12 protein-coding genes and 1 tRNA gene are annotated in these 25,050 nt (G+C 54.5%); 9 read left to right on the top strand and 4 right to left on the bottom strand.

The genetic code is table 11. The annotated features are described in order from the left end of the window. Positions 1-115 precede the first annotated feature (115 nt). The 4 genes from HDF14_RS22700 (at position 116) to HDF14_RS22685 (ending at position 9,554) form a co-directional block, all read left to right on the top strand. A complete protein-coding gene (locus tag HDF14_RS22700) occupies positions 116-5,353 on the top strand; it encodes an MBG domain-containing protein (protein ID WP_183981040.1) in 5,238 nt (1,745 codons plus the stop codon). Between the two features lie 89 nt (positions 5,354-5,442). Next, on the top strand, positions 5,443-7,083 hold the full coding sequence (locus HDF14_RS22695; RefSeq protein ID WP_183981039.1) for a hypothetical protein: 1,641 nt from the start codon (positions 5,443-5,445) through the stop codon (positions 7,081-7,083). A gap of 367 nt (positions 7,084-7,450) precedes the next feature. Beyond that, positions 7,451-7,527 (top strand) — tRNA-Pro (locus HDF14_RS22690). Between the two features lie 284 nt (positions 7,528-7,811). Continuing rightward, complete coding sequence (locus tag HDF14_RS22685) at positions 7,812-9,554, top strand: L,D-transpeptidase family protein (RefSeq protein WP_183981038.1); 1,743 nt, start codon at positions 7,812-7,814, stop codon at positions 9,552-9,554. A gap of 28 nt (positions 9,555-9,582) precedes the next feature. On the opposite strand, the gene HDF14_RS22680 is transcribed toward HDF14_RS22685, so the two are convergent. After that, the gene (locus HDF14_RS22680; RefSeq protein ID WP_183981037.1) at positions 9,583-10,107 is read right to left on the bottom strand and encodes a L,D-transpeptidase family protein; all 525 of its coding nucleotides are present in this window, start codon (positions 10,105-10,107) and stop codon (positions 9,583-9,585) included. A 1,083-nt stretch (positions 10,108-11,190) separates the two neighbouring features. Between HDF14_RS22680 and HDF14_RS22675 the strand changes: the two genes are divergently transcribed. Beyond that, complete coding sequence (locus HDF14_RS22675; RefSeq protein WP_221304832.1) at positions 11,191-13,200, top strand: glycoside hydrolase family 3 protein; 2,010 nt, start codon at positions 11,191-11,193, stop codon at positions 13,198-13,200. 137 nt (positions 13,201-13,337) lie between these two features. Here HDF14_RS22675 and HDF14_RS22670 read toward each other — a convergent pair whose 3' ends face one another. Further along, positions 13,338-13,988 (bottom strand): 5-formyltetrahydrofolate cyclo-ligase, encoded by a 651-nt coding sequence (locus HDF14_RS22670; RefSeq protein ID WP_183981036.1) that lies wholly within the window; start codon positions 13,986-13,988, stop codon positions 13,338-13,340. 1,642 nt (positions 13,989-15,630) lie between these two features. On the opposite strand from HDF14_RS22670, the gene cas1 reads away from it, so the two are divergent. Continuing rightward, the gene (cas1, locus tag HDF14_RS22665; protein ID WP_183981093.1) at positions 15,631-16,872 is read left to right on the top strand and encodes a CRISPR-associated endonuclease Cas1; all 1,242 of its coding nucleotides are present in this window, start codon (positions 15,631-15,633) and stop codon (positions 16,870-16,872) included. 221 nt (positions 16,873-17,093) lie between these two features. Here the strand turns inward: cas1 and HDF14_RS22660 are convergent, their stop codons facing one another. After that, positions 17,094-17,447: a hypothetical protein gene (locus HDF14_RS22660; RefSeq protein ID WP_183981035.1), complete on the bottom strand. Its 354-nt coding sequence runs from the start codon at positions 17,445-17,447 to the stop codon at positions 17,094-17,096. A gap of 680 nt (positions 17,448-18,127) precedes the next feature. Between HDF14_RS22660 and HDF14_RS22655 the strand changes: the two genes are divergently transcribed. Both HDF14_RS22655 and HDF14_RS22650 read left to right on the top strand, forming a co-directional pair. Next, positions 18,128-18,922: a HEAT repeat domain-containing protein gene (locus HDF14_RS22655; RefSeq protein ID WP_183981034.1), complete on the top strand. Its 795-nt coding sequence runs from the start codon at positions 18,128-18,130 to the stop codon at positions 18,920-18,922. 137 nt (positions 18,923-19,059) lie between these two features. Continuing rightward, positions 19,060-19,593 (top strand): hypothetical protein, encoded by a 534-nt coding sequence (locus tag HDF14_RS22650; RefSeq protein WP_260698506.1) that lies wholly within the window; start codon positions 19,060-19,062, stop codon positions 19,591-19,593. Positions 19,594-20,586: 993 nt separating this feature from the next. Here the strand turns inward: HDF14_RS22650 and HDF14_RS22645 are convergent. Beyond that, the gene (locus HDF14_RS22645) at positions 20,587-23,880 is read right to left on the bottom strand and encodes a TonB-dependent receptor (RefSeq protein WP_183981033.1); all 3,294 of its coding nucleotides are present in this window, start codon (positions 23,878-23,880) and stop codon (positions 20,587-20,589) included. A gap of 686 nt (positions 23,881-24,566) precedes the next feature. On the opposite strand from HDF14_RS22645, the gene HDF14_RS22640 reads away from it, so the two are divergent. Continuing rightward, the gene (locus HDF14_RS22640; protein WP_183981032.1) at positions 24,567-24,743 is read left to right on the top strand and encodes a hypothetical protein; all 177 of its coding nucleotides are present in this window, start codon (positions 24,567-24,569) and stop codon (positions 24,741-24,743) included. Positions 24,744-25,050: the final 307 nt, after the last annotated feature.

Genomic DNA, 25,050 nt, shown 5'->3' with positions numbered 1-25,050 from the left:
CAGGAGACCGGATACCTACTTTCAGCGGAAGGGTCAAAACTCCGCAAGAACCGCTTTACCTGCAACTTACGTCTCACCTGCTTCACTTTGCGGCACGAACCTAGGAGCTTCACCCATGCATTTCAACCGCCTCTCTGGTGTCCAGGCCCTCTCTGCTCTGGTCGTTCTAGTTGCATTCGCCATTCTGCCGTCTCTCGCATCTGCCCAGGTGCTGACTCTGGTGCAGAGTGGCACCCGATATGCCGGGACCATTACGCCAGGCTTTAACGGGGACTTCGGGCCAGCGACGACGGTTAGTCTCAACACCCCGTCCTACATCGTCTTCGACTCAAATGGAAATCAATATCTATCGGACACACTGAACAACTGCGTCCGCAAGATCGATACCACGGGTTCCATGAGCACCCTGGTCGGACTAGCGGTCTCTGGCAAGGGCGATACCTGTTCCACTGCGACCAACAGTACCCCGACCCCCAGCCAAGGCCTGTACCAACCCACTGGTCTTGCCGTGGACAACTCTAACAACCTCTACATCGCTGACAGCAGTCATAACTGCGTCCGCAAGCTCCCCTTCGGAGCGTCTGGAGTCGCCTCTCTCATCACGGTCGCCGGCACCTGCGGCTCCGGAGCATCTGCCACACCGAACCCGAACGGTCTCGTCCTCGACGCCAGCAACAACCTCTACATCGCAATTCAAGATACTGAGGTCCCTTCATCGCTCAGCACTTATCAGGTCTTGCTTCAAGCTCCTAGTTCGAGCCTGTGCGTCGTGGCAGGCGCGCCTTCCACGCTGGTCCCCACGAGCTGCCCCGGTATCACCGGCAGCGTCACGCTGAACGCTCCTTCAGGTCTCGCGATCAATGGCGCAGGCGACCTCTTCATCGCAGATACCGGCAACAACTGCGTTCGCCGGGTCGTCGGTTTCTCAACGTATCAAACAGCAGTCGGCGAATGTTCTAATGACAATTCGGGCACGATCGCCACGCCGCTAAACAAGCCTTATGGTCTGACTTTTTCCCCGACGCAGTTGCTCTATATTACTGAGAGCAGTCCAGACGTCGTCGTCAGCTATGTCCTTGGCTCAAGCAACCTGACCATAGCCGCGGGCCTGCCCAATGGCGCCTCCGGCCCGTACAGCTCAACTCAGGACGGAACCTCCACTCTCAACTTTCCACTTAATGGTCCACGCGGCATTACAGTCGACGATCTTGGCAACTTCTCCCTCGCCGATTCCGGCAACAGTATCCTGCGCAAACTCAGCAGTAATATCATTTTTCCCACCACTCCAGTCGGTAGTGTCAGCGCTGGACTCCCAGTCACTTTTGTCGTCAATCAAAAGGTAAATCTTTCCGTCATCTCAGGACCCGACTTCAACATCATCACAAACACCTGCACGGGTATTCTTAGCCCTTCCACACCAGGAACCCCACCTGTCACCTGCCAGGTCTTCGTCCGTTTTACGCCGACTCTTCTCGGTCTTCGTAGCGCCCCCATCAAGCTTACGGACTCAATCTCCGGAAACAAGGTTTCCCAAGGGCTTGAGGCCCGAGCGACTGGAGCACTGGGCGTTTTCACCCCTGGGACAGTCAACACCGTTGTCAAAGCTCTGGACGCGCCTTCTGCCGTAACGGTAGATCCGGCAGGCAACGCATACATACTTGATACGGGCGCGACCCCAGGCTCTGGTAATCTCCTCGAACTTCAGGCTGGTGGCGGTGCACCGGTCCCAATCATCCCGGGGGGATCTGGTCTGCTTACCTCGTCGGCCGTCACCATCGACTCTACTGGCAACTACTTCATGACCGACGCCGTTCACGGCACCGTCGCCCGATTTGGCGTCGACGGCAGTCTCAATAATGGCTACGTCAACGGACTGGACACCCCCACGTCCATCTACGTCGACGGCTTTGACAACCTCTTCATTGCACAGGCCGGTGCGACGCATAACGTGATTGAGGTCTACGCCGCTGGCGGAAGCCGTATCATCGCGGGTAGCGGCAGCAACTCCTCCGCCGACGGCGTCCTCGCCACGACCGCGAGCTTAATCTCACCCGGCGGCCTTATTCTCGACGCAACTGGCATCCTTTACATCGCCGACACCGGTGGTCACCTCGTCTACGCAGTCGATAAATTCGGCATCATTCATGAGATCGCCGGTAACGGAACCACCACTACCACCGTCCCCGGCCAAGCAACCGGCACCGCACTCATCGCTCCTTCTTCCCTCGCCTTCGACGCCGCCGGAGACCTCTACATCGCCGACGCCACCGCCAACGTCGTGTACACCGTCTTCGTCTCTACAACCAGCAACGGAAGCAACATCTCGACCATCCTCGGTACCAGCACCGCTGGAAACTCGGGCGACGGAGGCCTCGCCAATCTCGCCCAGATTGACAATCCTCTTGGTATCGCTGTTGAAGGCAACGGCGATCTCTTCGAGGTCGACAACGGCAACAGCTCAATCCGCGAGATCACCTATCCGAGTCCCACCCTCGCCTTCGGTACAGTTCTTGTCGGCCAAAGCTCAGTCATCATCCAGCAAAGCCTAAGCAACTTTGGTTCTGCTCCCTTCACCCTCAACGGTGCCATCACCACCTCGGACCCTCACTTCACCATCGATCCGGGCACCACAACCTGCGGCACCACTATTATCGCGGGCTCAACCTGCAATCTGGGCTTCACCTTCACTCCGACCGCCAAGGGCCCCCTGACTGCGACTGTTAATATCCCCTCGAACGCTTACAACAGCCCTCAGACTCTCACGCTTACCGGAACAGGAAAGGTATTTATCCCGCTTCAGTTCACGCTACCGCCAGAAACCGAGGTCTACGGCCAGCCCTTTTCCGAGAACGTCAGCGTAACCAACGGCAGTCCGTCTCCAACCGGAACCATCACCTTCAGCTTCGGCACACGGATTTTGTGCACTGTCACCGCGACTTTGGGAACCGGATCAACCTGTAACGCTCCCAATAGCGACCTGGCCGTTGGCTCTTACGGTGTTACCTTCACCTACTCCGGCGACACTAACTACTCGCCCGCCACTGGCAACGTAACACTCACAGTCATTCCAGCCCCACTCACGATCACTGTCAACAACTTCACTCGGCCGTACGGAGCAGCAAACCCCACCTTTACCGGCACCATTATTGGTATAGTCTCGGGCGAAACCATACTCGTCGCCTACTCCAGCACCGCGACAATCACATCCCCTGTTGGCAACTACCCCATCATAGCGACTCTTACGCCAGTCGGAACGACAAAGCTCTCCAACTACACAGTCATCAATACGCCCGGGACCCTGACCATCACTCGGGTCGCTATCACCGTTACAGTTCTCAGCGCAACTCGTCAGTACGGTCAAGCCAATCCTCCATTTAACAGCACCACCCTGGGTGTCCTCAACGGGAACACCATCAGCGGGGGCACCGTCAACGGCGACGTGCTCACCATCGCCTATTCCTCTCCGGCCACCATCACGTCGCCGGCCGGCTCCTATCCCATCAACGCGACCATCTCCGGAGTGAACGCAGGCGACTACAACATCACCGTCATTCCCGGCACCCTCACCGTCACCCAGGCAACACTCACCATCACAGTCGGCAATGCAACTCGCACATACGGAACACCGAACCCTCCCTTCACCAGTACGGTTACTGGTGCCCTTAACGGCGACACCTTCACCAACACCTACTCCACTCCCGCCACCATTGCATCACCGGTCGGGTCCTACCCCATCAACGACACCATCGGAGGCCTCGCAGCTTCCAACTACACCGTTAACGTCACCCTTGGAACCCTGACCATCACTCCGACCTCCGTCGCTGTAAACATAACTGCGAATAATGCCACTCGACCCTACGGCGCAACAGAGCCCACATTTACCAGCACTGTAACCGGCGCTCTTAACGTCGACAAATTCACAATCACCTACACGACCAACGACACTCCTGCCTCACCCATCGGCACCTACACCATCATTCCCACCGTGTCCGGCCCAGCCGCCGCCAACTACACCAACATCACAACAACCAACGGAACCCTTACCGTCACGCCGGGTGTGCTTACCGTCACAGCGAACAACGCCACCCGTGCTTACAACAGCGCAAATCCAACCTTCACAGGCACAACCACCGGTCTGTTCAAGGGAGACATCGTTCTCACCACCTTCACCAGCCCCGCCGTCCTCAGTTCCGCTGTGGGCACTTATCCGATCATCTCCGCCGTCTCCGGCGCGGCGCTCTCCAACTACTCTGTCAATCTCGTCAATGGCTCGCTCACCATCACGCAAAACCAGGCCGCTTTGGTCATAAACGTCAACAGCGCCAGCCGCCTCTACGGAGCACCGAACCCCGCCTTCACCGGCACGGTCACTGGCATTGCCCCCGGTGACGACGTGGTCGTCAACTACACCACTACAGCCACGCCTGCCTCACCCGCAGGCCAATACGCCATTGGCGCCAGCGTCTCCGGAACCTCCGCCGGCAACTACGTCGCGACCATCCACCCAGGCACACTAGATGTCAGCCCCATCGCCACTACCACCACCATCACTAGCTCCGGTTCGCCAGCAACCGCGTTTGCCTCGGTCACCTTTACTGCCACCGTCACCACCGCAAATGGAGCACCAACCGGCACGGTGAACTTCTCCGACGGCGGCAACCTCCTCGGAACCGGCACCCTAGACAGCAACGGTATTGCAACATTTTCCACCACCACACTCACAGCCGGCAGTCACACAATTACCGCGACCTTCCAGGCCAACACCAACTTCTCTACCAGCTCCGCCACGCTCACCCAGGTCATCAACACACCAGTGGGCAGTTTCAAAATCTCCGCCACGCCCCCGACTCAGCTCATCCGCGGTCCCGGTACGACGACCTACCAGGTTGTTCTCACCTCAGTCGGAGCCTTCGCAGGTCAGATCAATCTCTCCTGCTCCGGACTCCCTACTGACGCCACCTGCACCTTCGCCAGTAACCCGACACTCACCGCTGGAAGCACCGCCACCGTCGCCATGACCATCAACACCACCGCAGCCGACGCCAGACTTCGCAATCCCGCAATCCCCTCTTTCAATGCAACAGAACTCGCGCCCATCACCGTTGCCGCAGTCTTTCCACTTGAACTAACCGGCCTGGGAGTCTTCTTTGCCGGATTCCGCCGCCGCAAAAAGCCAGGTACTCCGAAGATTCGCCTTCTCACCGCGATCCTTCTTTCTTTCGGTATCCTTGGCCTGGCAGGTTGCTGCTTCAACACCACATTTAAGACGTACACCGTAAACATCACGGGCACCAGCGTCAGTTCCACAACGCCGGCTCAATCCACCTCGGTCTTTCTGTCGGTCGGTCAGTAGCAGCATTGTCACTCGTCTGTCCTGTCGATCTCACAGGGAACAGGAGTTAAGAAAAATCAGGAAGCACCGCAGTTGGAGGTTTCATCCTTATGCATCTCCGCCCCGTGAGCGCCGAAAGATCGAGCTCCCACACCGTGCGCCTCGCCGGTGGCCTTCTCAAATTCGGAACTACGCTCCTCGTCGCCCTGTGCATTGCAGCTTCTCCATTGTCCGCTCTAGCGCAGGCTCTCAAAACCGCCTCGACGCCTCTTCCCGAATTCTCACGCCTCGACCTCTACGGCGGCTACGCCTACTTTCATCCCTTCAACAGTGAAATAGGTCCCTTCGTCTATCAACCCATCAACCCCGGCGCGGTCGCCAGCGCCACAGCCTACTTCAATCGCTACCTTGGCATTCAGGCTGAAGGCAGCTTCTTTCCTGACGGCCCCAATGATTGTTACTTCACTGCACAGGCAGGCCCCATCCTGCGTTATCAGAAGGGCCGCCTCATCCCCTTCGCCCACGTTCTCGGCGGAGGAGCCAGGGCGGGAGGCCCAGCTTTCCAACCGTGCACCTGGGGCTGGGGCGTTACCGCCGGAGCGGGTCTAGACCTGGTTCTCCCCTACTTCAACAACCACGTCGCACTTCGCCTGATCCAAGCGGACTTCAACTACTCCCACGTCGATTACGGTCCTCTCGATGCCGCTCAGGTAACCGGAGGCGTTGGCGAGATCACCGCCTACCGCCTCTCCGCCGGAGTTGTTGTGCGCCTCGGACAGCAAAAGCCGCCTCCACCCGTCCAGCTCGGTTGTACCGCTCAGCCGACCAATGTGTATCCTGGCGACCCCATCACCGTCACAGGCACCGCAACAAGTCTCGAACCAAAGAAGAAGCTTTCCTACACCTGGACCGCCAGCGGCGGCGCAATCACTGGCAACAATGAAATCGCCAACATCAACACTGCAGGCCTCGCTCCAGGCGACTATACCGTCACCGGCCATATCAGCGAAGGTAACCGTCCCGGTGAGAGCGCCACCTGCACAACCGGCTTCCGCATCCACAATCCCGCACCGCCCACCATCACCTGCTCCGCGAACCCAAGCACTGTCATGCCAGGCGACCCTTCAACAATCACAGCCGACGCCAATAGCTTGGAAGGCTTGACTCTGAGTTACTCCTACTCTTCCACTGCCGGCCAAGTTTCGGGAACCACCCCCACTGCCACACTTGTCACCAGCGGCGCTCCCTCAGGCACGGTCACTGTCACCTGCAACGTCGTCGACGATCTCGGCAAACACGCCTCCGCCGACACCACTGTCACGATCGTCACTCCTCCTCCACCTCCGGTCCCCAAGGTCCGTCCCCTCTGCAGCGTCTCGTTTGAACGCGACATGAAGCGTCCCGTCCGCGTCGACAACGAAGGAAAGGCCTGCCTTGACGACATCGCCCTCACGCTTAACCGCGACACGACCTCCAAACTCGTGATCGTTGGTAGACATTCTGACGACGAAACCGCCGACGCCGCAGCCCAACGCGACCTCAACGTCGAGCAGTACCTCGTCGACGAAAAGGGCATCGACCCGGCACGTATCTCTATGCGAACCAGCGGTCAACCCGGCCGTATCCTCGATAGCACTCTGGTTCCGGACGGAGCCGCCTTTATCCCTGGCGACACTTCCACCTTCGACTCAGATTCGGTGAAGCGAGTGGGCCAACCTTACGCCAAACCAAAAACCACTACGAATCACTAACCACCAAATCAATCAACCTTCCATTCCTCATTGGGGAGGATCTCCACAGATCTCTCCCATTGTGCGAGTCACAGTTGACCTTGAACCACTATTGAGCGAATGCACCAAGCAACATCGTCGTCTTGCCTTAACACCGGCTCAGACTAGCGCCTCGCCTCTGGTCTTCGCTGTTGGCTGCTCGTTTTCTTGAACACGCTAGACTCGCGAACAACCCTGTCCATACGAAGTCCCCGCTTCCCGCACCCCTTCGCCGCCCCGTCACGATATCTGCTAAACTATCTCAGTCGGTATAGCGATCCAGCAAGCCTTCCCGCGCGCTTGAGTTTTACGGAAAGCACCACTCATCGACATCTCACCGCAGTAGATTCGGGGCGTAGCGCAGTCTGGTAGCGCACCTGGTTCGGGACCAGGGGGTCGGAGGTTCGAATCCTCTCGCCCCGACCAATTACTTAACCTTATCGCCAGTTGATCAGGTTCTTCGATCTTCATCCCCGTTGAACCTCAGCTTTTGCAGATGACCTGATCGTAAGAAGTGCCGTCGGTCGGAAAATGTCAGGTGACATAGCAACTCTTAGCCGGACGAAATGCAAACGCGGACCGCACACAAAAGAACTTCGCTACGTATGGTGGCGGATCTGCCTTTCATTGGCTTTTTCCATTCCCGCCAGTTTCATACCTCTGTGGTGATCCCTGTTTATCATTGCGAAATACTCCGGGAGGAATGACCTGTGCGTTCTACACGACGGCTTGAGATTGCCATTCTGCTTCTTTTCGCATCAATGCCGTTCAGCGGACAGACCTCCGCGCAGAACGGAGAGAATTCACCTGTCGCGGCCAGCGCCAAAGTTAGTTCCACACAAAAGCCAGGCGGCACAGCAGCCCGGTTGAGTGCGATTGTCGCCTCCGGACGCCTTGAGGATCTTCGCTGGCCCAATTTTTCAGACTATAGGTTGCACCTCGTCAACTTTTACCGGCCTTCCGGATACAAACTGGCATGGGTTCGCGACGGCGAGCCGACCCCCCAAGCTCTTGAAGTGATCCAGATATTGCAGGGCGCCGATCGGGAGGGCCTTCGCGCCGAAGATTACGACGCCTCACGCTGGGCAGATCGGCTGAAATTGCTGCAGGGGTCGCATGACAGCGCTGACGAAGCACTCTTCGATGCCGCTCTCACCGTGTGCATCATGCGCTACGTCTCCGACGTGCATATTGGAAGGATCAACCCTGAAAACCTTGGGTTCGAGTTTGATGTTTCGCACAAGAAATTAGACTTGCCGCACTTTGTCCGTGAAAGACTGGCCAATGGCTCCGATCTACATTCGGAACTGGCCGGGATCGAACCACCTTTTCCGAGCTACCAACGACTCCGCACAGCTTTGTTGCACTATATGGAACTGGAGAAGGGGGGTGACGGGGAGAAAGTGCTTGACGTCGGGGGCGTGTCTCCAGGCGGGCAGTACGCGGGGATCGCAGGATTGACAAGCAGATTGCGACTGTTGGGCGATCTACCGGACAGCGTCAAGATACCGCCTGACGCGAAGGTCTATGAGGGACCCCTGGTCAATGCAGTCAAACATTTTCAAGAGCGATTTGGTCTACGCCCAACCGGGGAACTTGATTACAAAACCGTCGTTGAGATGAATGTGCCGCTAAGCGATCGAATTGAGCAGATGCAGTTGGGATTGGAAAGGTTCCGATGGTTGCCTTACCAGTTCAAACAGCCACCCATTGTGATCAATGTTCCAGAGTTCCGCCTCTATGCGTTCAACGACAAAAATGAAGTGGGCCTCACGATGAGAGTGAACGTGGGCGAGGACTATAGCCACCAAACACCTATGTTTGAAGGCAATATCCAGTACCTTGTCTTTCGCCCTTATTGGACCCCCACGCCGAATATTTTGCGCGATGAGATCATCCCCGATATGGAAAAAAATCCTTCTTTACAGGACCAAAATCTGGAGCTGGTCAGCTCGAGCGGGAAGGTCATCAGCTCCGGAAACGTCACTCCTGCTATGTTGCAGCAGGTGCGAGCGGGACAGCTAATAGTTAGGCAGCCACCTGGTCCCGAGAATGGGATGGGGCTGGTCAAATTTATGTTCCCCAACCAACACGACGTCTATATTCACGACACTCCTGCGAGCCTGGATATGTTCTCGGAGGCAACGGAGGGGGAAGAGGGAGAGTTAAAACGGGTGGCAAGCCATGGGTGCATCCACCTGCAATATCCGGATAAGTTCGCAGCGTGGCTTCTCCGCGACACTCCGAGCTGGGACTCGGATCGAGTTGAGAAGGCAATGCACGACGGCCGGGATAACCTGCAGGTGAATCTTGCTCCGTCTGTTCCGGTTCTGATCTTCTACATGACTGTTGTCGTAGAAGAGAACGGAAACGTTCACTTCTTTCACGATATCTATGATCACGACAGAACTCTCAGGCAGGAGTTGGCACTGGGTTATCCGTATCCCAAATGAACGACGCTGCGGCCGTAGATGATCGCGATTAGGGTTTGATCTCGATCGGCGTGCCGTCTGGCACGACTCGCCAGATCTCATCGATCTCCTCATTGGTCAACGCGATGCAACCGTCGGTCCAATCGCTCTGCTGCTGGCTCGGCCCTTTGAAATCATTTGGCAGTCCATGGATGAACAGATCGCCGCCGGTTGGGACACCTAGTTTTCTCGCGCGTGCTACATCTTCCGCGTTCGGATAAGAGATGTGAATGGACCTGTGATACAGGCTATGCGCGTTATGCCGATCGAGCACGTAGTTGCCTTCTGGCGTTTTGCGATCGCCTTCCCTGATTTTAAGGCCGACTGGATTGCCTCCTAGCGACACCGTGTAGGTTTTCAGAACTTCGCCGCCCTTCATCAGCAGAAGCTTTCTTTCCCTCTTTAGGACTAACACCTTGTCGGCCATGGCAGAGGCTGGCAAGGTGGGATTGTCCGCTGAAAGTGCACGCGCCGAAACGACTGGAAGCGTAAATAGCGCTACAACAGCCAGCTTCGTGATCTTTCCCAGCCACATTCTGCTCGTACTCCGTGTTACCAGTGAGAGATTACACAAGAGGCGCAAAGCACCCTATAGTTAGCCAGGACTAGCTGAGCCGTCAAGGAGTACAACTCACTGGCCAATTGCTTTATAAAAGGATACTCGAGACTCGCCAATCATACGAAGGTGGGCTATAGAACTCGTGTGCTTTGCATCGACATGTGCCCTTAGCATCGATACTGATTCGACGGATAGATAGAGCTAGCTTTCTAAACAGGCTGCCTGAGACTGGGCTTCGCTGAGTTGCTTTCAGCGGGTACAGTTTTGTTTTAATCCGCATTCATTTTTTTTGGCGTTGCTCTGCCGAAATCCGGCCGTCGCGTCTCGCTGCCTCATGCCTATACCCAATCAGTTCCTTTACGTGGATCGTTCTCCCCTCGCATATCGCGGACGACGCAATACTAAGTGGTCTCAAGGGTTTTCTACAGTGGATGTTAAGTCCAGGCCAACGGCAGGCGGCCACGCTGGGGTATCTCCCGCTTCCGAAGGATGTCGTCAGCAAAGAAGCGGCTACTATCGTTAGGATTCACTAGCTCCCTCTCCCGAAGTACTTGTCAGCCAACTCTATCGCACCCTCGAGTTCTCTTGAGAAAGGAGAGATCCCACTCTCGCACAAGTGATGGCCGCAACACACGGAGCATGCATCGTGCTTCATCGAGTGAACGTGATCTTCGCGGTCCTTCAACCAGAGCGAGGGTAGCCGTGGACGCAGCACCACGCAGCATCGCATGACACTGAATAGGGTAATTAATGACGAGGAATCGGTGGGCATATCGTTCTCGCAGGCGCACTCACCCGCATTCGTGGGAGCGTGCCGCGTGCCCTCTTGATGGGGAGGCAACAAACTCTGCAAGCTTTCGCCGTGGGAAGCAGAAGTCGCCAGATGGAGGTGATCTGACCGTCGGAGGACGTCGATTTCTCCCAGTGATCGATGCATGTTACCGTTCATGAGAATCGTGGACGCGTTTCAGTTTCAGCAGGGTAATCAGCATTTTGGGAAGGCGTGCGGTTTTGATGGATGATTTTGCAGCGACCCTGTAACTAGGGGGAGGAGCTTTAGTGAAAACAAAGACGCTTGCATTGCTCACGTCGGTTTGCTTTGTGGGCGCTGGTGTTGTCGGAATTGGGCAGTCGTTTGGGCACGGCACCACGCAACGCGTGCTCGGCCATCGCTCCGTTGCACTGCTGACCGTCGACGGATTGACGTTCAAGGATCTCGATCGGAACGGCCGTCTGGATCCATATGAAGACTGGCGTCTGCCGGTGAAGACTCGAGCCGCAGACCTCGTCAAGCGCCTGAACGTAGAGCAGTTGGCCGGCCTTATGGTGCATGGAACGCTACCGGGTTCAGGAACTCTCGCGGCTATCGGCACCGGGAATCAATACGATCTGGAGAAGTCGCGTGATCTGATCGTGAATCGGAATATCTCCAGCTTTATTACTCGTATGGGAGGCGATGCGAAAGGCCTGGCCGAGCAGAACAATCGAATCCAGGAGCTGGCGGAATCCTCGCCGTTCGGCATTCCAGTTACGATCTCGACCGATCCACGCCACCATTTTCAAAGTATTCTGGGAGCCAGTTCAGTGAATCCCGCGTTCTCCCAATGGCCCGAGACACTCGGCCTTGCCGCCATCGGCGACGTTGACTTAACCAGACGGTTTGGAGACGTTGTTCGCCAAGAATATATGGCGGTGGGTATACGGGAATCGCTGGCGCCCCAAGCCGACCTGGCAACAGAGCCCCGATGGGCGCGAATCGACGGGACTTTCGGTGAAGATCCCGAGGTTGCGAGCAAGATGACTGCGGCTTACATCGAAGGAATTCAAAACGGAAAGGACGGCCTAAATCGCAATAGCGTTGCCGCGGTCGTAAAGCACTGGGTGGGATACGGCGCGGTGAAGGACGGTTGGGACAGCCACAATTTCTACGGGAGGTTCGCTGCACTCGACGATCAGGAATTCACAATGCACATGATCCCATTTGAGGCGGCCTTTCGGTCGCATGTAGCGGCGGTGATGCCGACTTACGCGATTCTGCAGGGAGTGACTCTGAACGGAACAGAGTTAGAGCAGGTGGGAGCAGGCTTCAGCCAGCAACTGTTGACCGATTTGCTAAGGAACAAAGAAGGGTTCGCTGGTCTGGTACTCAGCGACTGGGGAATCACGGAAGATTGTTCGGAAGCTTGCAAGAATGGAGAACCTGAAGGCTCTAAACCGACTCCCGCCGATATCGGGATGCCGTGGGGCGTGGAATCGTTGAGCCGCCAGGAACGATTTGCCAAGGCGATTAGTGCAGGAGTTGACCAAGTTGGCGGCACAAACAATCCAGATGCGATTGTGGCCTGCATCAAGAGCGGAACCATCTCGAGGGATCGAGCGGAAATGGCGGCCAGACGCATCCTGGAACAAAAGTTCTCGATGGGACTGTTCGAAGATCCGTATGTGGATGATGTCGCTGCGGGCGAGATCGCGGGGAATGGTGACTTCGTTAAGGCCGGCCGGGACGCGCAGGCGCGTGCGGTTGTCATTCTCGAAAACAAGACCATCGCGAACACGGGTAGAAAGTTGCTTCCGTTGCCATCAAGTAAGCTCCGCCTTTATGTGCGAGGCATCGATCCGGCCGTTGTAGAAGCGGCTGGCTTCACCGTGGTTTCGGAGGTCAGCAAGGCGGATTTGGCGGTGATCCACGCAGCACCTCCGTTTGCCAGCGAACATCGGGGGTATTTTTTTGGCGGTCGTCAGCATGAGGGTAGGCTGAATTACATCGAATCCGATCCGGACTATAAGGCACTTGTGACGGCGAGCAAAGCTGTACCCACAGTGTTTGTAACTACCCTCGAACGTCCGCTGATACTGACGAATGTAAAGGACAAGACCACTGCGCTTCTGGGAGACTTCGGCATCGATAGTAAAGAGCTGCTGGAGGTTTTGCTGGGTCGCGCGAATCCTCAAGGTCATCTGCCTTTTGAGCTACCCTCATCGATCAATGGAGTGATGAAGCAGAATGGCGCTGAGCCACATGACTCGGCGTCTCCGCTCTATGCGTACGGCTACGGCCTTAGCTACTAAACTCAAGATCGTAGTCAGGAGGAGGAAAAATCGGCATCTGGTAGGTTTGCTAGAACTGGAACTCGAGACTGGCAAGTGTGCGAGCAAATCGATGAAAGGTTCGACAAACAAAGAACGCGGGACGTCACAGGAGCGTTTTAGGCACGTCGTCGTATCGTTTCGGCCTCGGTAACGACGTAGTCCATTGGCACATCATACTGCTGGGGCCAAATCGTTTCGAGTCGCAATGACGCAAAGCCTATACCGATACTAAGAGGCTTCGGCTCAGCCACTGCCAACGTTCTGTCGTAATAGCCCCCACCGTACCCCAGCCGATAACAGCAATCATCATAACCAACCAGCGGGACTACCAAAGTATCGGGGACCAAAACGCGAGACTCTGCGGGATAAGGAATACCGAACGCACCGGCAACCATAGGGCATCCTGGCATCCAGAGGCGGAAAGTAAGTGGTCGCGATCGCCCAACAACCATCGGCAGTGCGGCAGTTCCTCCTTCAGCAAGAAAACGATCGATTAAAGGAAGTACTTCGATCTCGCCCCGAAAGGGCCAATAGAAACCTGCAATCCTTGTCCCTTGGGCTTGGAATATAGAATGCACCCTGTTGAGAACCATCTCGCTTGCGCGGTGTTGTTGCTCTTCAGAAAAGGATGTGCGCAATTCGAGAAGCTCTGACCTTCTTTGTTTTCGCCAGGCGATGAGTTGTGCTTCCTGTCCGATCTCTGAAAGCCCAGGTTTCATTGGGTCATCCATATTATTCTCGACGTCGGTTGCATCCGTGTTTTGCATAAAGGACAGTGTAATCCCGTGCGAATGGGTCAGTCGGTGAACCTATATGCGCATTCGTTACAGACACTTGTCCCATCTTCATCAGTGGCGAAGAATGACGTCGCTCGATGGATCTTTTTGATTACTACGATAGCAGCTCGGACCCACGAGGACTACGTGAGGTCCGTCGACCAATGCCAGATCACGTACCCTGGATCATTCTAGGTTCCTACAGAGCGGAGCCTTGCTACGTCGTTCATTTTAGTTCGAGGCTGATTCTGAATTTCTTGGCATCGTCTGCTCGGTGGGCATCAGTGGACACCGAAACACATCCGGGCAGCGTTCCGCACACACTGGAAGGGGGCCCGGCACCGACCATGCATAGGCAAAGACGGCACTCGCGCAGAAGTGATCCGTCTACTGGGAAGTATTCGTTATCTTGGTGCCGGGAGGGGGGGGGGCGAACCCCCACGAGGTTGCCCTCGGCGGATTTTGAGTTTCCGTGCATCGCTGTAGGTCTATGAAAACAGACGAAATGCTAACCTGGTTCGGCGTAGCCCTAAGTAGTTGAGTGACCGTAGCTTAGCCAAATTTACCGTAAACCGGTAGAGCTGACGAGTGTACCGCCACTGTACCCGAAATGAGGAGGATAGCTATAGAGAGGGAAAAATTCACCCCCTGCTCCAAAAACTTCCTTGAGTGATTACCAGTGTGAATTCAGGGAAATTTTTCCGTCGATTTGTCGCAAGGATCCCATTGACCAAGGGAGGCGGTCGACTCTCGGTTAGAACCGTTTCGTCTATCAAGCTAATTAAGTTAAGTCTTCGTCCGGCGCAATTTACACCAGTCGCTGCTCCAGGGCAACTAACTCGTCAAGAACTCTTTTCCCCAAAACCGACAAGCCGAATCGTCTAGTTCGTTTCCGGCGCGCAACATAGGGTGACCTCCACTCGTCAACCTCTGCGCAACCTGTAAGAGCCACCTGTTCCGCGGTTCGGGAAAGATCTGGCTCAAGGGCGAGAGCCAAGTTCCGCACAATATCGAGTGAGCTGTCAGTATTCGGCAAGAGCGCGTTGCCGCTTACGAAACGAATTAAGCGGGCTCGAAAAGAATTAAGGTTATACAACTCTAGCGTCCTCAGAAAGTCAGCCGGCGCGAGTTCCTGAAGGACACTTCGAAATCGTCGTAACCTGTTCCAGTCCCGGCACCATATAAAGGCGGCCCACCCAACAATTCCGCCATAGAACAGAATGCCAGTCACAATTATAGGACCCATTGGCACTGTGGACGCTCGCTGACCGCTCCGAAAAGTTTTATACAACCACATGACGAGTAACTCAATTCCGAAAAAACCATAAAAAAATGAGTACCTCGTTAGATGTTGGCCAATGGCTCGAACTGAGGCGATAGGCCTCGAAACTAACTGAAGAAAAGGATAGAAGGTTAGCCACGGCCACCACCTGAGCGCGGTAAAGCGAGCAACCAGTACTGCTACGGTAGCCATGGGAGCCCATAGAGAAATAATGATCGCCACCCAGAATGCGTAGTAACCGAGATTGTTGTCGGATGGGAAATCGAAGAATGCTGCAGGGGTACCGATACAGTAAGATCTGCGTTGGCTTGCGGACCGTGATGCTTCCTTCGCGATGCTGGATCGTGACGGATCCGTCTTGGTAGCCACAGGTCCAGTCCAGTCCACTCGTCAGACGTCAGACTTCGGAGAGCCCAGGCTTTGGCTCTTCAAAATGGAACAGCGCTGACCATCAGTCGCGAACTTAGAGATAGAAAATTGGCGGCGCAAGAGCGGGCGGTAAAAAACGGATTTTGCAGCGAATCAGCTGCCCTGGCAATTCGAAAATGGCTGTCTGAACTTGCCGAAGCTTCGTCTATTGAGGCCGTTCGGTCAGTCGAAGCTAAAGGGCCGAAAGTCTATTGGGCTACGTGGCGTGGCTTAGGGGTCATGTTTCCTCGGCAAGACTTGCAGCGTGTACCTGAACATTGGCGCACCTTTGGATCGCGAATCTCATCGCTGACAGCTTCACCGCGCCGCGCCACAAATCCAGTCAATGCCATTCTGAATTACCTCTATGCACTTCTTGAAGTACAAGCACGACTAGCAGCCGCAAAGCTGGGGCTCGATCCTGGGCTTGGGGTTCTCCATGCTGATACCCAATACCGTGAAAGCTTGGCATGTGATTTGATGGAACCGATCAGACCTGAAGTGGACGCATTTGTACTCGATTGGCTGCAACGTGAACCCCTACTACGTAGTTATTTCTTTGAAGAGCGCGATGGAAATTGTCGACTAACGTCGTCCTTCGCATTGAAGCTGTCAGAGACTGCGCCAATCTGGGCTCGCCTCGTTGCACCGGTTGCCGAATGGTTCGCACAGCAGATCCATAAATCTAGAGCTTCCCAGAGCCGCGTTCGCCTGCTCGCCCGACCTACCTCTGCAGCTCGTCGGGAAAAGAAGATAACCTCCCATGTCGAACGAAAACTCAGTTTCAGGCGAGCTAAAGTATGTGTCACCTGCGGGAAGAAAATTCACAGCCCTTCTACGACTTGCGACGAGTGTGCAAAGCAAAAAAGTCCTGAGCGGATCATCGAAGTTGCACGTCTTGGGCGTATCGTCACACTTGTTCCCGAAGCGCAGGCGAAGAGGTCAGCCACTCAAAAGGTTAACACTCAGGCTGTGTGGGATTGGAATCCTTCAGACCATCCGAAATTGGTTACTAGTGATGTTTATTCGGCGCAGATTAAGCCTCGCCTTATCTCGTTGTCATGTTCCTTAGTAGGAAAGCGGCTCGGTGTCTCCGTCGGCTATGCGGACCAGATTAGAAAGGGACGAGTGCTACATCCAAGGCTGTGGCAGGCTTTGGCAAAAATCGCAGGTGTGTCGGAATAGGCGTCGATTCAGTTGGTCGGTTATCCATACACTCGCCTACCCGTCATCGGTCCGCGCGCTATAAAGTGTGTATCGCAATCCACCTTCGGTTTCGAAGATTAGACGGGCCACAAAACAAGATTTTCACGACTTCGATTTCTACCGGTTCGAATTACATTTCATTGAAGGTACGGCGAATACCCATGTAGTTCAGTGAGTTCGACATTCCATGGGGAAAGTCTTTAGCGCTTGAGGGCTAATAATTGTGCGGCAAATTCGTCTTTCTCTGTCCTATGTTGGTGAAGAATGCGAAAGGTGTGAGTGAAGATCAAATTGCACCTGTCGAAAATCTGCAGGCATTCTTCCTCGGTTTTTCCATGGAGTCCGTTGCTGGTCACGTCGTGCAATGCAGTGAAGCTATCACGTCCTTGGACGAAGACCTTCGAGGGCAAAATCTTACTAGCTGCGAACTCCATCCTCTGGGAATACTGATATGTTTTTCGAGCTTTTTCGAACTGGGTCTGTTCTTCGACCATCCACTCCTCCCATTTATCTTCTTTCAGTAAATCCATCAAGCCTTCGGTGGTGTCTTCCACAATTCGGCGAAGATAGCTTACTGCTCCGATACCAAATCCGAGTTTCGGGAACGAATTGCTTTTCTATAAAGGTTTACTGATTTTCCCAACGCGCTTTTCAGCTTGGGTTCAATTGGATCTTCCAATTCGGGAACTTGTCCCACCTTCCAGAAAGTCGCTTTGTTCCAAACGTACCAATACTTCTGTGGCGTTTTTTGGCAGTTACGACAACGATAAGCTACCATTTTTCCCCAGCCTCGATCGTTATCACTCCCCCTGCCAGTGTGTCGATAGGTACACTCGAACGTCTGTTCTTTTTTGACATTCTCCTGAACAGAACAACTGAATCGTTTCTGGAAACTTGCTTATCGAGGTAGCGATTTCTTCGGGAAATTGTGAAGGGTATACAACGGCCCGGTGGCGAGAAAAACGCCTAGTTTCCGAACCTCTTCAGGAACACTGGGTTGTGCTGCTAGCATCTCCAGTCGTGAAATATCTTGAGAGGGATTCAAGTGCGCTTTCGTTCAGGTCTAGCAATTTCGACGAAAATATTCACCAATTACTGTATGACCCAATTATTGAGCAGTGGAGGCAAAATATCCTGAAACTATCCCGTTGTGCCTGCACAGTCACGTTTTTGGGCGTGTTCGATTGAACTTGCCGAAAACCCCGTTTTTCACGAGCTTGTATGATCGTGAACGATGACCGCAGAACGTATGCACGAGTTGTTTGATCAGACTCTACTCGGCCAGTACGAGGATGAAGTGCCTTGGGATGCGGTTTCAGAGCTCCGGAGCAACGGAAATCGTGAGACCTTCGAGGTAGCCGCTCAATGGCTTATGGACAATGAGCCACTGAAGAGGGCGAGGGGCGCCGCGATCCTTTCTCAGCTGAGAGAGCCCTCCGAGGATCCGAAGGCCGAGCCGAAATGGCTGTTTCGCGCAGAAGCGTTTCCCCTCGTAGCAAACATGCTCAAATGTGAGGACGATCCTATCGTTTTGGCCAGCGGCATAGCGGCACTTGGGTTCCTCTACGACTCGGCCGCAATTCCGATCATCGCCGCGTACACAGAACATCCGGATGAGAATGTCAGATTTTCTGTCGCCTGTGCTCTGGGGCATTTTCCCAACGATCCCGACGCGGTCACACGGTTGCTCACACTAACTCGGGATGTTGATTCGGACGTTCGAGATTGGGCTGTGTTTGGCCTTGGCGTGCAAGGCGATGTAGATTCGCCAGAAATTCGTGACGCGCTCTTAGAACGAGTGACTGACAGTGATGAAGACGTACGTGAGGAAGCCGCTGTGGGACTAGGCAAACGCCGCGATCTCAGGTTGCTTCCCGTGCTCCGAGGCCTGCTAGATGCCCCTACACTCAAGCTCCGAGTCGCAGAGGCCGCATCGGCGTTGTTGGGGTTCAAAGAAGACCCTGAAGAATGGGAAGCCGATGACTACAAACGAGCGTTGGAAGAGACGTTTGGGCCTCCCCCGGCCTGATCTGACTAGTGGTGGTCTCCAGCCCCAAAAGTAAGGTTTGCGGCAATGTCGGATTCCCGGACGACCGGTTGAGAGACGAAGTTGGTCATAACCTCGTTTCTCGGGCAAGTCGGTTCCAACTTCGCTAAACTGCTTCTATGAATCGCGCAGACTTTTCGGGAAATGTCCGGAACTACAACGGAGAGGGCAACTGGTCCGTGGAGGCGATTCAAAAGCGTTATCGCGAATATTGCGCTGCGTTTGACGTTCAGACCAATCGCCCACTCGCCCCTAGAGAAGCAAGCGAGGGCGACGTTCACTGGATATACCCCATCATGGACGAGGTCATTCTTGGTATCGAGGAGAACGACGTCGCATGTATCGCGTTGGGGGTTGATTTCGTAGAAGAAGATACGCTTTTCCCTTTTGGAGCGACGCTAAAGTCAAACACCGCCCGAGCTTTGCGTCGAACCAACTTGACTGAATTACAGAAGTCTCGATTGAGAGAGCGCATCTCGACCATGTTGGTGTCGGGGATCATTCCTCGCGAAATGCGGGAATATGCAAAGCTGTTGCGGACGGTTGGTATTGCGGAGCACTGGCCTCGGCTGGACCGTGATATTCCACGAGACAATCCTCACGCCATGCGCTTCTACAGGAGCCTCCGCGCTGCGGAAGGCCTGTCGGTTTGACTCTCCCTGAAAGTCGCGTTATCGGCAACTAAGAATTGGGGCTGATACCCGTGATCGGATTGGCTGCACCGGAGAACGCCATCACCGACTCGCACGACACTTGTCCGGCTTGTGTACGGGAGGGCCCAGCCCCGGCGGCCCCACCACAATTTTACAAGCTCCCGCAAAGTGGGGTTATCGGCAAGTTCGATTCGTGGGATCGGTAATGAAAAATGCGCTTTGGTCGTACTTCCAGAATTGTCTCCAAGCTGGCAGAGTAGCGCTCAGTTCAGTTGGATCGCGGGGGGGTGAATTTTCCCCCGCCTATAGCTATCCCCGTACCCGAAATGAGGCTGCAAGCATTCTGTGTTCTGCCCTATGCAGCTGCCCGTGCTCTCGCATCTTCCCGTTTCGCAATCAAACGGGCATTGCATCAGGCCCCACGAAGCCTGGAAGCAACCGGACGTTCGCTCTCTCCAAGCCAAGACCCAAACCGTATCCGCCTTACACCGGCACAGAACTCCCGTTTCGACTTCAACTATCACCACACGGCAACAGAACCCTCGACAAGGTAGACAAGCACCACCTTACCGAGAACGCCACCGTGATCGCGGTAACCGCGTACGGTATAGCTGATGTCAAAACCACGGGCAAAAATGAAGACATTATAAGGCGCCGGTCTTTCGAACTGAGGCCGCCCACCAAACGCCCATAAGCACCGTTTATGGGCGTTTGGTGGCGGGTAACTTCAATAAAAACCTGATTATGCGTCTCAATGGCACGCGAGCAATGGAGAGCTAGCTTTCTGATTCTCTAAGAGTGAGCGACCACTTCCTGGAACCGGATTATCAGCCACGGTATTTGGATTTCACGGCCGGACCGTGATCAGACGACAGAATGCTCCCCGTCTACCAACGGTAGTAAGGCAAGACGAGCAACAAAGAATGATGGCAAATCTGCACCCTTGCCGCTGGCCCAAGATGCAGATTTGTAATGACGAGCGTAACCCGTTCTTTAGAACAGCAGCTTGAGGGCGAACTGTATCTCTCGAGGGGTGTAGTACGGTGCGTCGCCACTAATTGAACCTACGCCGTTTGTTCCGAGAGCGGAGTTCGGGACGGAAAAACTAGCCGTGTTGGTTAGATTGAAAATCTCTGTTCGGAACTCGAGATGGATATTTTCACGCACGGGAAACTGCTTGAATGCCGAGAAATCGAAGTGGCGGGAGTGCGGTCCATGCAACGGATTGCGCGGTGCGCTACCGGCAGTCCCGAATTCCTGTGGTTGGAAGGCTGCGACATTGAAGTACTGCGTGTTGGTAGGGTGGCTCAGTGTTGGATTACCTACCAGGTTGGGCCGGTCATCCCCCGCACCGGTATTAATCTGCGGCACATTGTTTTGCACGGTGAATGGCAGGCCCGATTGCCAGACGAGAATACCGTTTGTGCTCCATCCGCCTGCAATTACCTTCTTATAGCCAGTCAGGCTTTTGCCGAAGGGTAGCTCGTAGTTGAATGAACCAGCGAGACGGTTGCGTATATCTGCGTCGCTGTTGCCGTAGTCGTAGGTGGAGATCTGCGAGGGAATCAGGCCATAACCAGCTTGATTGTCCTGGTTCAGATCGGCAGCATTGTCCAGCATATGGGCGAAAGTGTAGTTCACATTGAAGGTAAGACCTCGGTTAATGCGGCGCTGAAAGGCGACCTCGGCGGCGTTGTAATATGAGACGCCGTGGCTGTAGGTCTGCGTGATGCTGGTGATGTTAGGTAACGTGCCGTTGAAGGGGCGGACTGACTGGAGTGTCGGCAGCGCGAGGCAGGCAGCGCTATTCGCCGGAGCACAGTTGTCCTGGTATGACTGCGCTGACGGTAGCGGTACGTCAATGTTAGGAATGAACTGCGCCAGATGGCGTCCGATGTCGCTGACGTACGTTATGGTGAGCACATTCGAAGCGATCTGCTGTTCGTACGTCAGACTGGTCTGGTACATGTAGGCATTGCGGAAGTTCGGGTCCATTGCATTGGCGATGGCGCCCTGGGGGTTTGTGATTTGTCCGTTGTCGAGGATCGGAACCGGCAGGCCCTGCGAGATGTTGTACTCGGGAGCTGGCTGAAAATTATAGACGAAGGGCTGATTCTGCCGATCACCTGAGGTGCCGTAGTTGTCTGGAAAGAAACTCATTCCGAAACCACCGCGCAGGACTGCCTTGTGAGGCAGCGTAGCCGCAAAACCGAAACGAGGAGCTAGGTTGCTGTAGTCGGTTTTGACACCTGCTGCGTCATTCACACCGTTTACGCCAGCCAGGATCAACGTTCCTGTCGCCGGATCGAGGTTGGAGAGCCTATTGTGCTTTTCTGTATAAGGCGTGAAGACATCGTAACGAACACCCAGATTGAGTGTCAGCCATGGCAGAGCATGCCAGTTGTCCTGGAAGTAAACGCTCGGCTCCCACGTGCGATAGGAGATGGGAAAGAGTTGGTTGCTTCGTTGAGCGGAAAAGGCTGTTCCTTCAAGCATCGAGATGAGCGTGCAGGTATCCGCCTGTTGATTATTGCATGCACCTAATAGCCCCGCGCTAACCTGGTTCGCCGCAAAGTTATCGTTGAAGGTGAAAGCTCCTGCAGCAAATGCACTCTGAATGTTGGTTGCCTGGCGGCGGATCAGTGTAGCGCCCATTTTCATGCTATGGTTGCCTTTGTTAACCGAGAGCGAACCGTTGTATTGGAAGGTGTTATCAAGATCCTGCAGCGGCAGATACTCTCCATCGCCGACCGATCCATATCCGCTCGGCACAAATGGCGTTAGGAAATGAGACGTCGGATCGCCGTAGTTTGCCCCGGTCAATCCGAACTGGGAAGAAACGGAGCTGCCAAAGTTCAGCGGCAACGATGCATTGTTGATACGGGTGTAACCCGCCTTCAATTCGAGAAGAACAGACGGTGTAAAGACGTGAACATAGTTGAGGGCGATGTTCTGTTCCTGCTGATTCGAGGTTCCGTCTTCGCCGTACACATTGCCGCCCGGTTGGATGCCATTGACAGCGGGAAAGGGTCCTGGGGTGTTAGTGTTGGTCCGATTTATGGAGTAGCGAGCGAAAAAGAGATTGTTCTGATCAAAGTGTTCGTCGAAGCGCACATCGGCGAGTTCCGCGTTTTGTATGTTGTTTGGAGAGCTTACAAAGTTGTTTGAGAAACCTGCTTTATTCGGCGCCGGGTACAGCTTGTAGTAATTGAGCGCAATAGGATCGAGCTGGTTTGGCGTCAAGACCGGGCCACCTGCATCGGAAAAGTTTCCCGGGTTTTGTTCTTCAAAGAGTGTGGGAACAGTCGCAGTACTGGTCGTGCCCTGCACACGGCGCAGCCCTTCAAAGTCAGCGAAAAAGAAGCTCTTGTCGCGGATGATCGGGCCGCCGATGGAACCACCAAACTGGTTCTGACGAAACTCCGGCTTAGAACCTGTCGTGGCAAAGTAATCGCGCGCATCAAGCTTGTCGTTACGCAGGAATTCGTACACCGAGCCGTGGAAGCTATTTGTGCCCGACTTTGTCAGAATATTGACGACTGCGGCGGCCGTGCGGCCCACTTCGGCAGTGTACTGGTTCGTCTCGACGCGGAACTCTTGAATTGCGTCAATCGATGGCCGGATGCCAATGGTTCCGATAATGCGCTCATTGTTGTCGAGGCCGTCGATCTGCTCCGTGTTGACCATCGTGCTCTGGCCGTTCACAGAAACTGCAGAGGTTTCGCGGCGATCGTCAGGGCGTGAGCCGCTGGCGATGGAGTTAGCTGTACCCGAATTGGCACCAGGTACGAGCTGTGCGAGGTTGATAAAGTTGCGACCGTTTGTCGGCAGATTCTGAACAGCATCCTCGCCGATGGTAGTGCCAATTGTTGAATCATCGGTCTGAAGCGAGGGTGGTGCGTCCGTTACGACGATGCGTTCATTCAAAGAGCCTAGCTGCAATTTCGCATCGATGCGTCGGCGGTCTCCTGCCGAGACCGGTATGGGCGACTCGCTAAAAATGGAAAAACCCGATGCCGAAACTCGCAGCGTGTAGGCACCAATCGGCAGCAGAGTGAAGGTATATTCCCCAGTAGAGTTAGTAACGGTCTTTCGGGTTTCGTGTGTGCCCAAATTTTCGATCGCGACTTCCGCATTTGGCACGATGGCACCCGTATTGTCCATGACCGTACCGAGAACGTCAGCGGTGATGTTTTGCGCCTTGGCTAGGCTAGGTATTAGAAGAAGCAGAATGGCGAGGCAGCTGAAAAGTTTCGAAGAAGAATTTCTGCGTGGTATCGTTATCATTTCGGGCCCCAATATCTCGAGATGCCATGCGAAATTGCTGGGATCTCTAGTTGTGATTTAGTTTTTTAAGCGAGCTGAAGATGACAACTGAACCACCGGAAGCGTTCAGCTAAGCCGAAAAGAACGGTGGCAACGGCGCTCGCACTCGGTATTTGGGATCAGAAGGCACAACCTCGGAAATACGTGACTATCAAGTCTTCGTGCGTTCCTTAAATCGAAGACGATAGCTCGTACCAATCTGTTCCAGCCGTTCTCGACAAGACATATGAGCCACGACTTGAGTAATCGGGAAATGGAGTCGAGGGCTGTATCGATCAGTGATCATGATCTCTCGTTTCTCTGATTTTGCATTCAAGGGTTGTGATATCGATATCATGTCATCGTGGACAATATAAAGATGCAAAATAAGAGTTGTCAACTGATGCCCAATTTAGCTTGCCGGGGCTTATACGGCTGCGCGCCCCGAGCACGTGGGGCGCCCGTACTTTCTGATCCGTGCTCGGATGGAAGAAAATGGTGCACCTGCTGCCGCAGGTTTTTCCTGACATCAAACATCAGGATGAAGCCGAACAAAAGCGCCTCGGCGAGATCACCGCTGCCGTCGCTCGGGCACGTCTGCGAAATCACTTTCGCATGATTTTTTACTTGCCCGCGAAGCGCGACGTGTACACGGCCAATATGGCGACTTGGGATATGACCCGGCCGTCGCGGAAGCCGTCTCGAAGGCGACTGCGAGCCTGGACATGATGTCGAAGTATCCCAGCTTTCATTGCTCGACGCTGGTAATCACTGGACATTACGACATGAACGTCGCACCGCTGACTGCGTGGAACATGGCTCACGCCATTCCCGGCGGAAGTTAGTCTACCTTGAATAGAACGGGCACTACCCTCTCATGAAGAGACGGATAAGTATGTGCAGGTTATCGAGGAATTCCTGAAGGGCAAGTAGCCACCTCCTCGACAATGCTGAGGATGACAGGATGTTTAGGATCGTCGTTAAAACCTACCTTATAGCAATGCTGACGATGCAGTTCATATGCTATACCGACATCGGTATGTGAAAAGCACTTCTGTGAATAAGAGGCGGACGGTTCGTCGTATAGATCAAACGTAATTTTGTGTCCCGTCTTACGAATCAATCCCGACCTTTATATTCGGATTATTTCGT

The sequence above is a fragment of the Tunturiibacter gelidiferens genome (genome assembly GCF_014201335.1).
In the GTDB taxonomy this organism is placed as follows: Bacteria; Acidobacteriota; Terriglobia; order Terriglobales; family Acidobacteriaceae; genus Edaphobacter; species Edaphobacter lichenicola_E.
The sequence above is the reverse complement of the archived record's forward strand: the minus strand, read 5'-3'. Positions and strand labels throughout refer to the sequence as shown.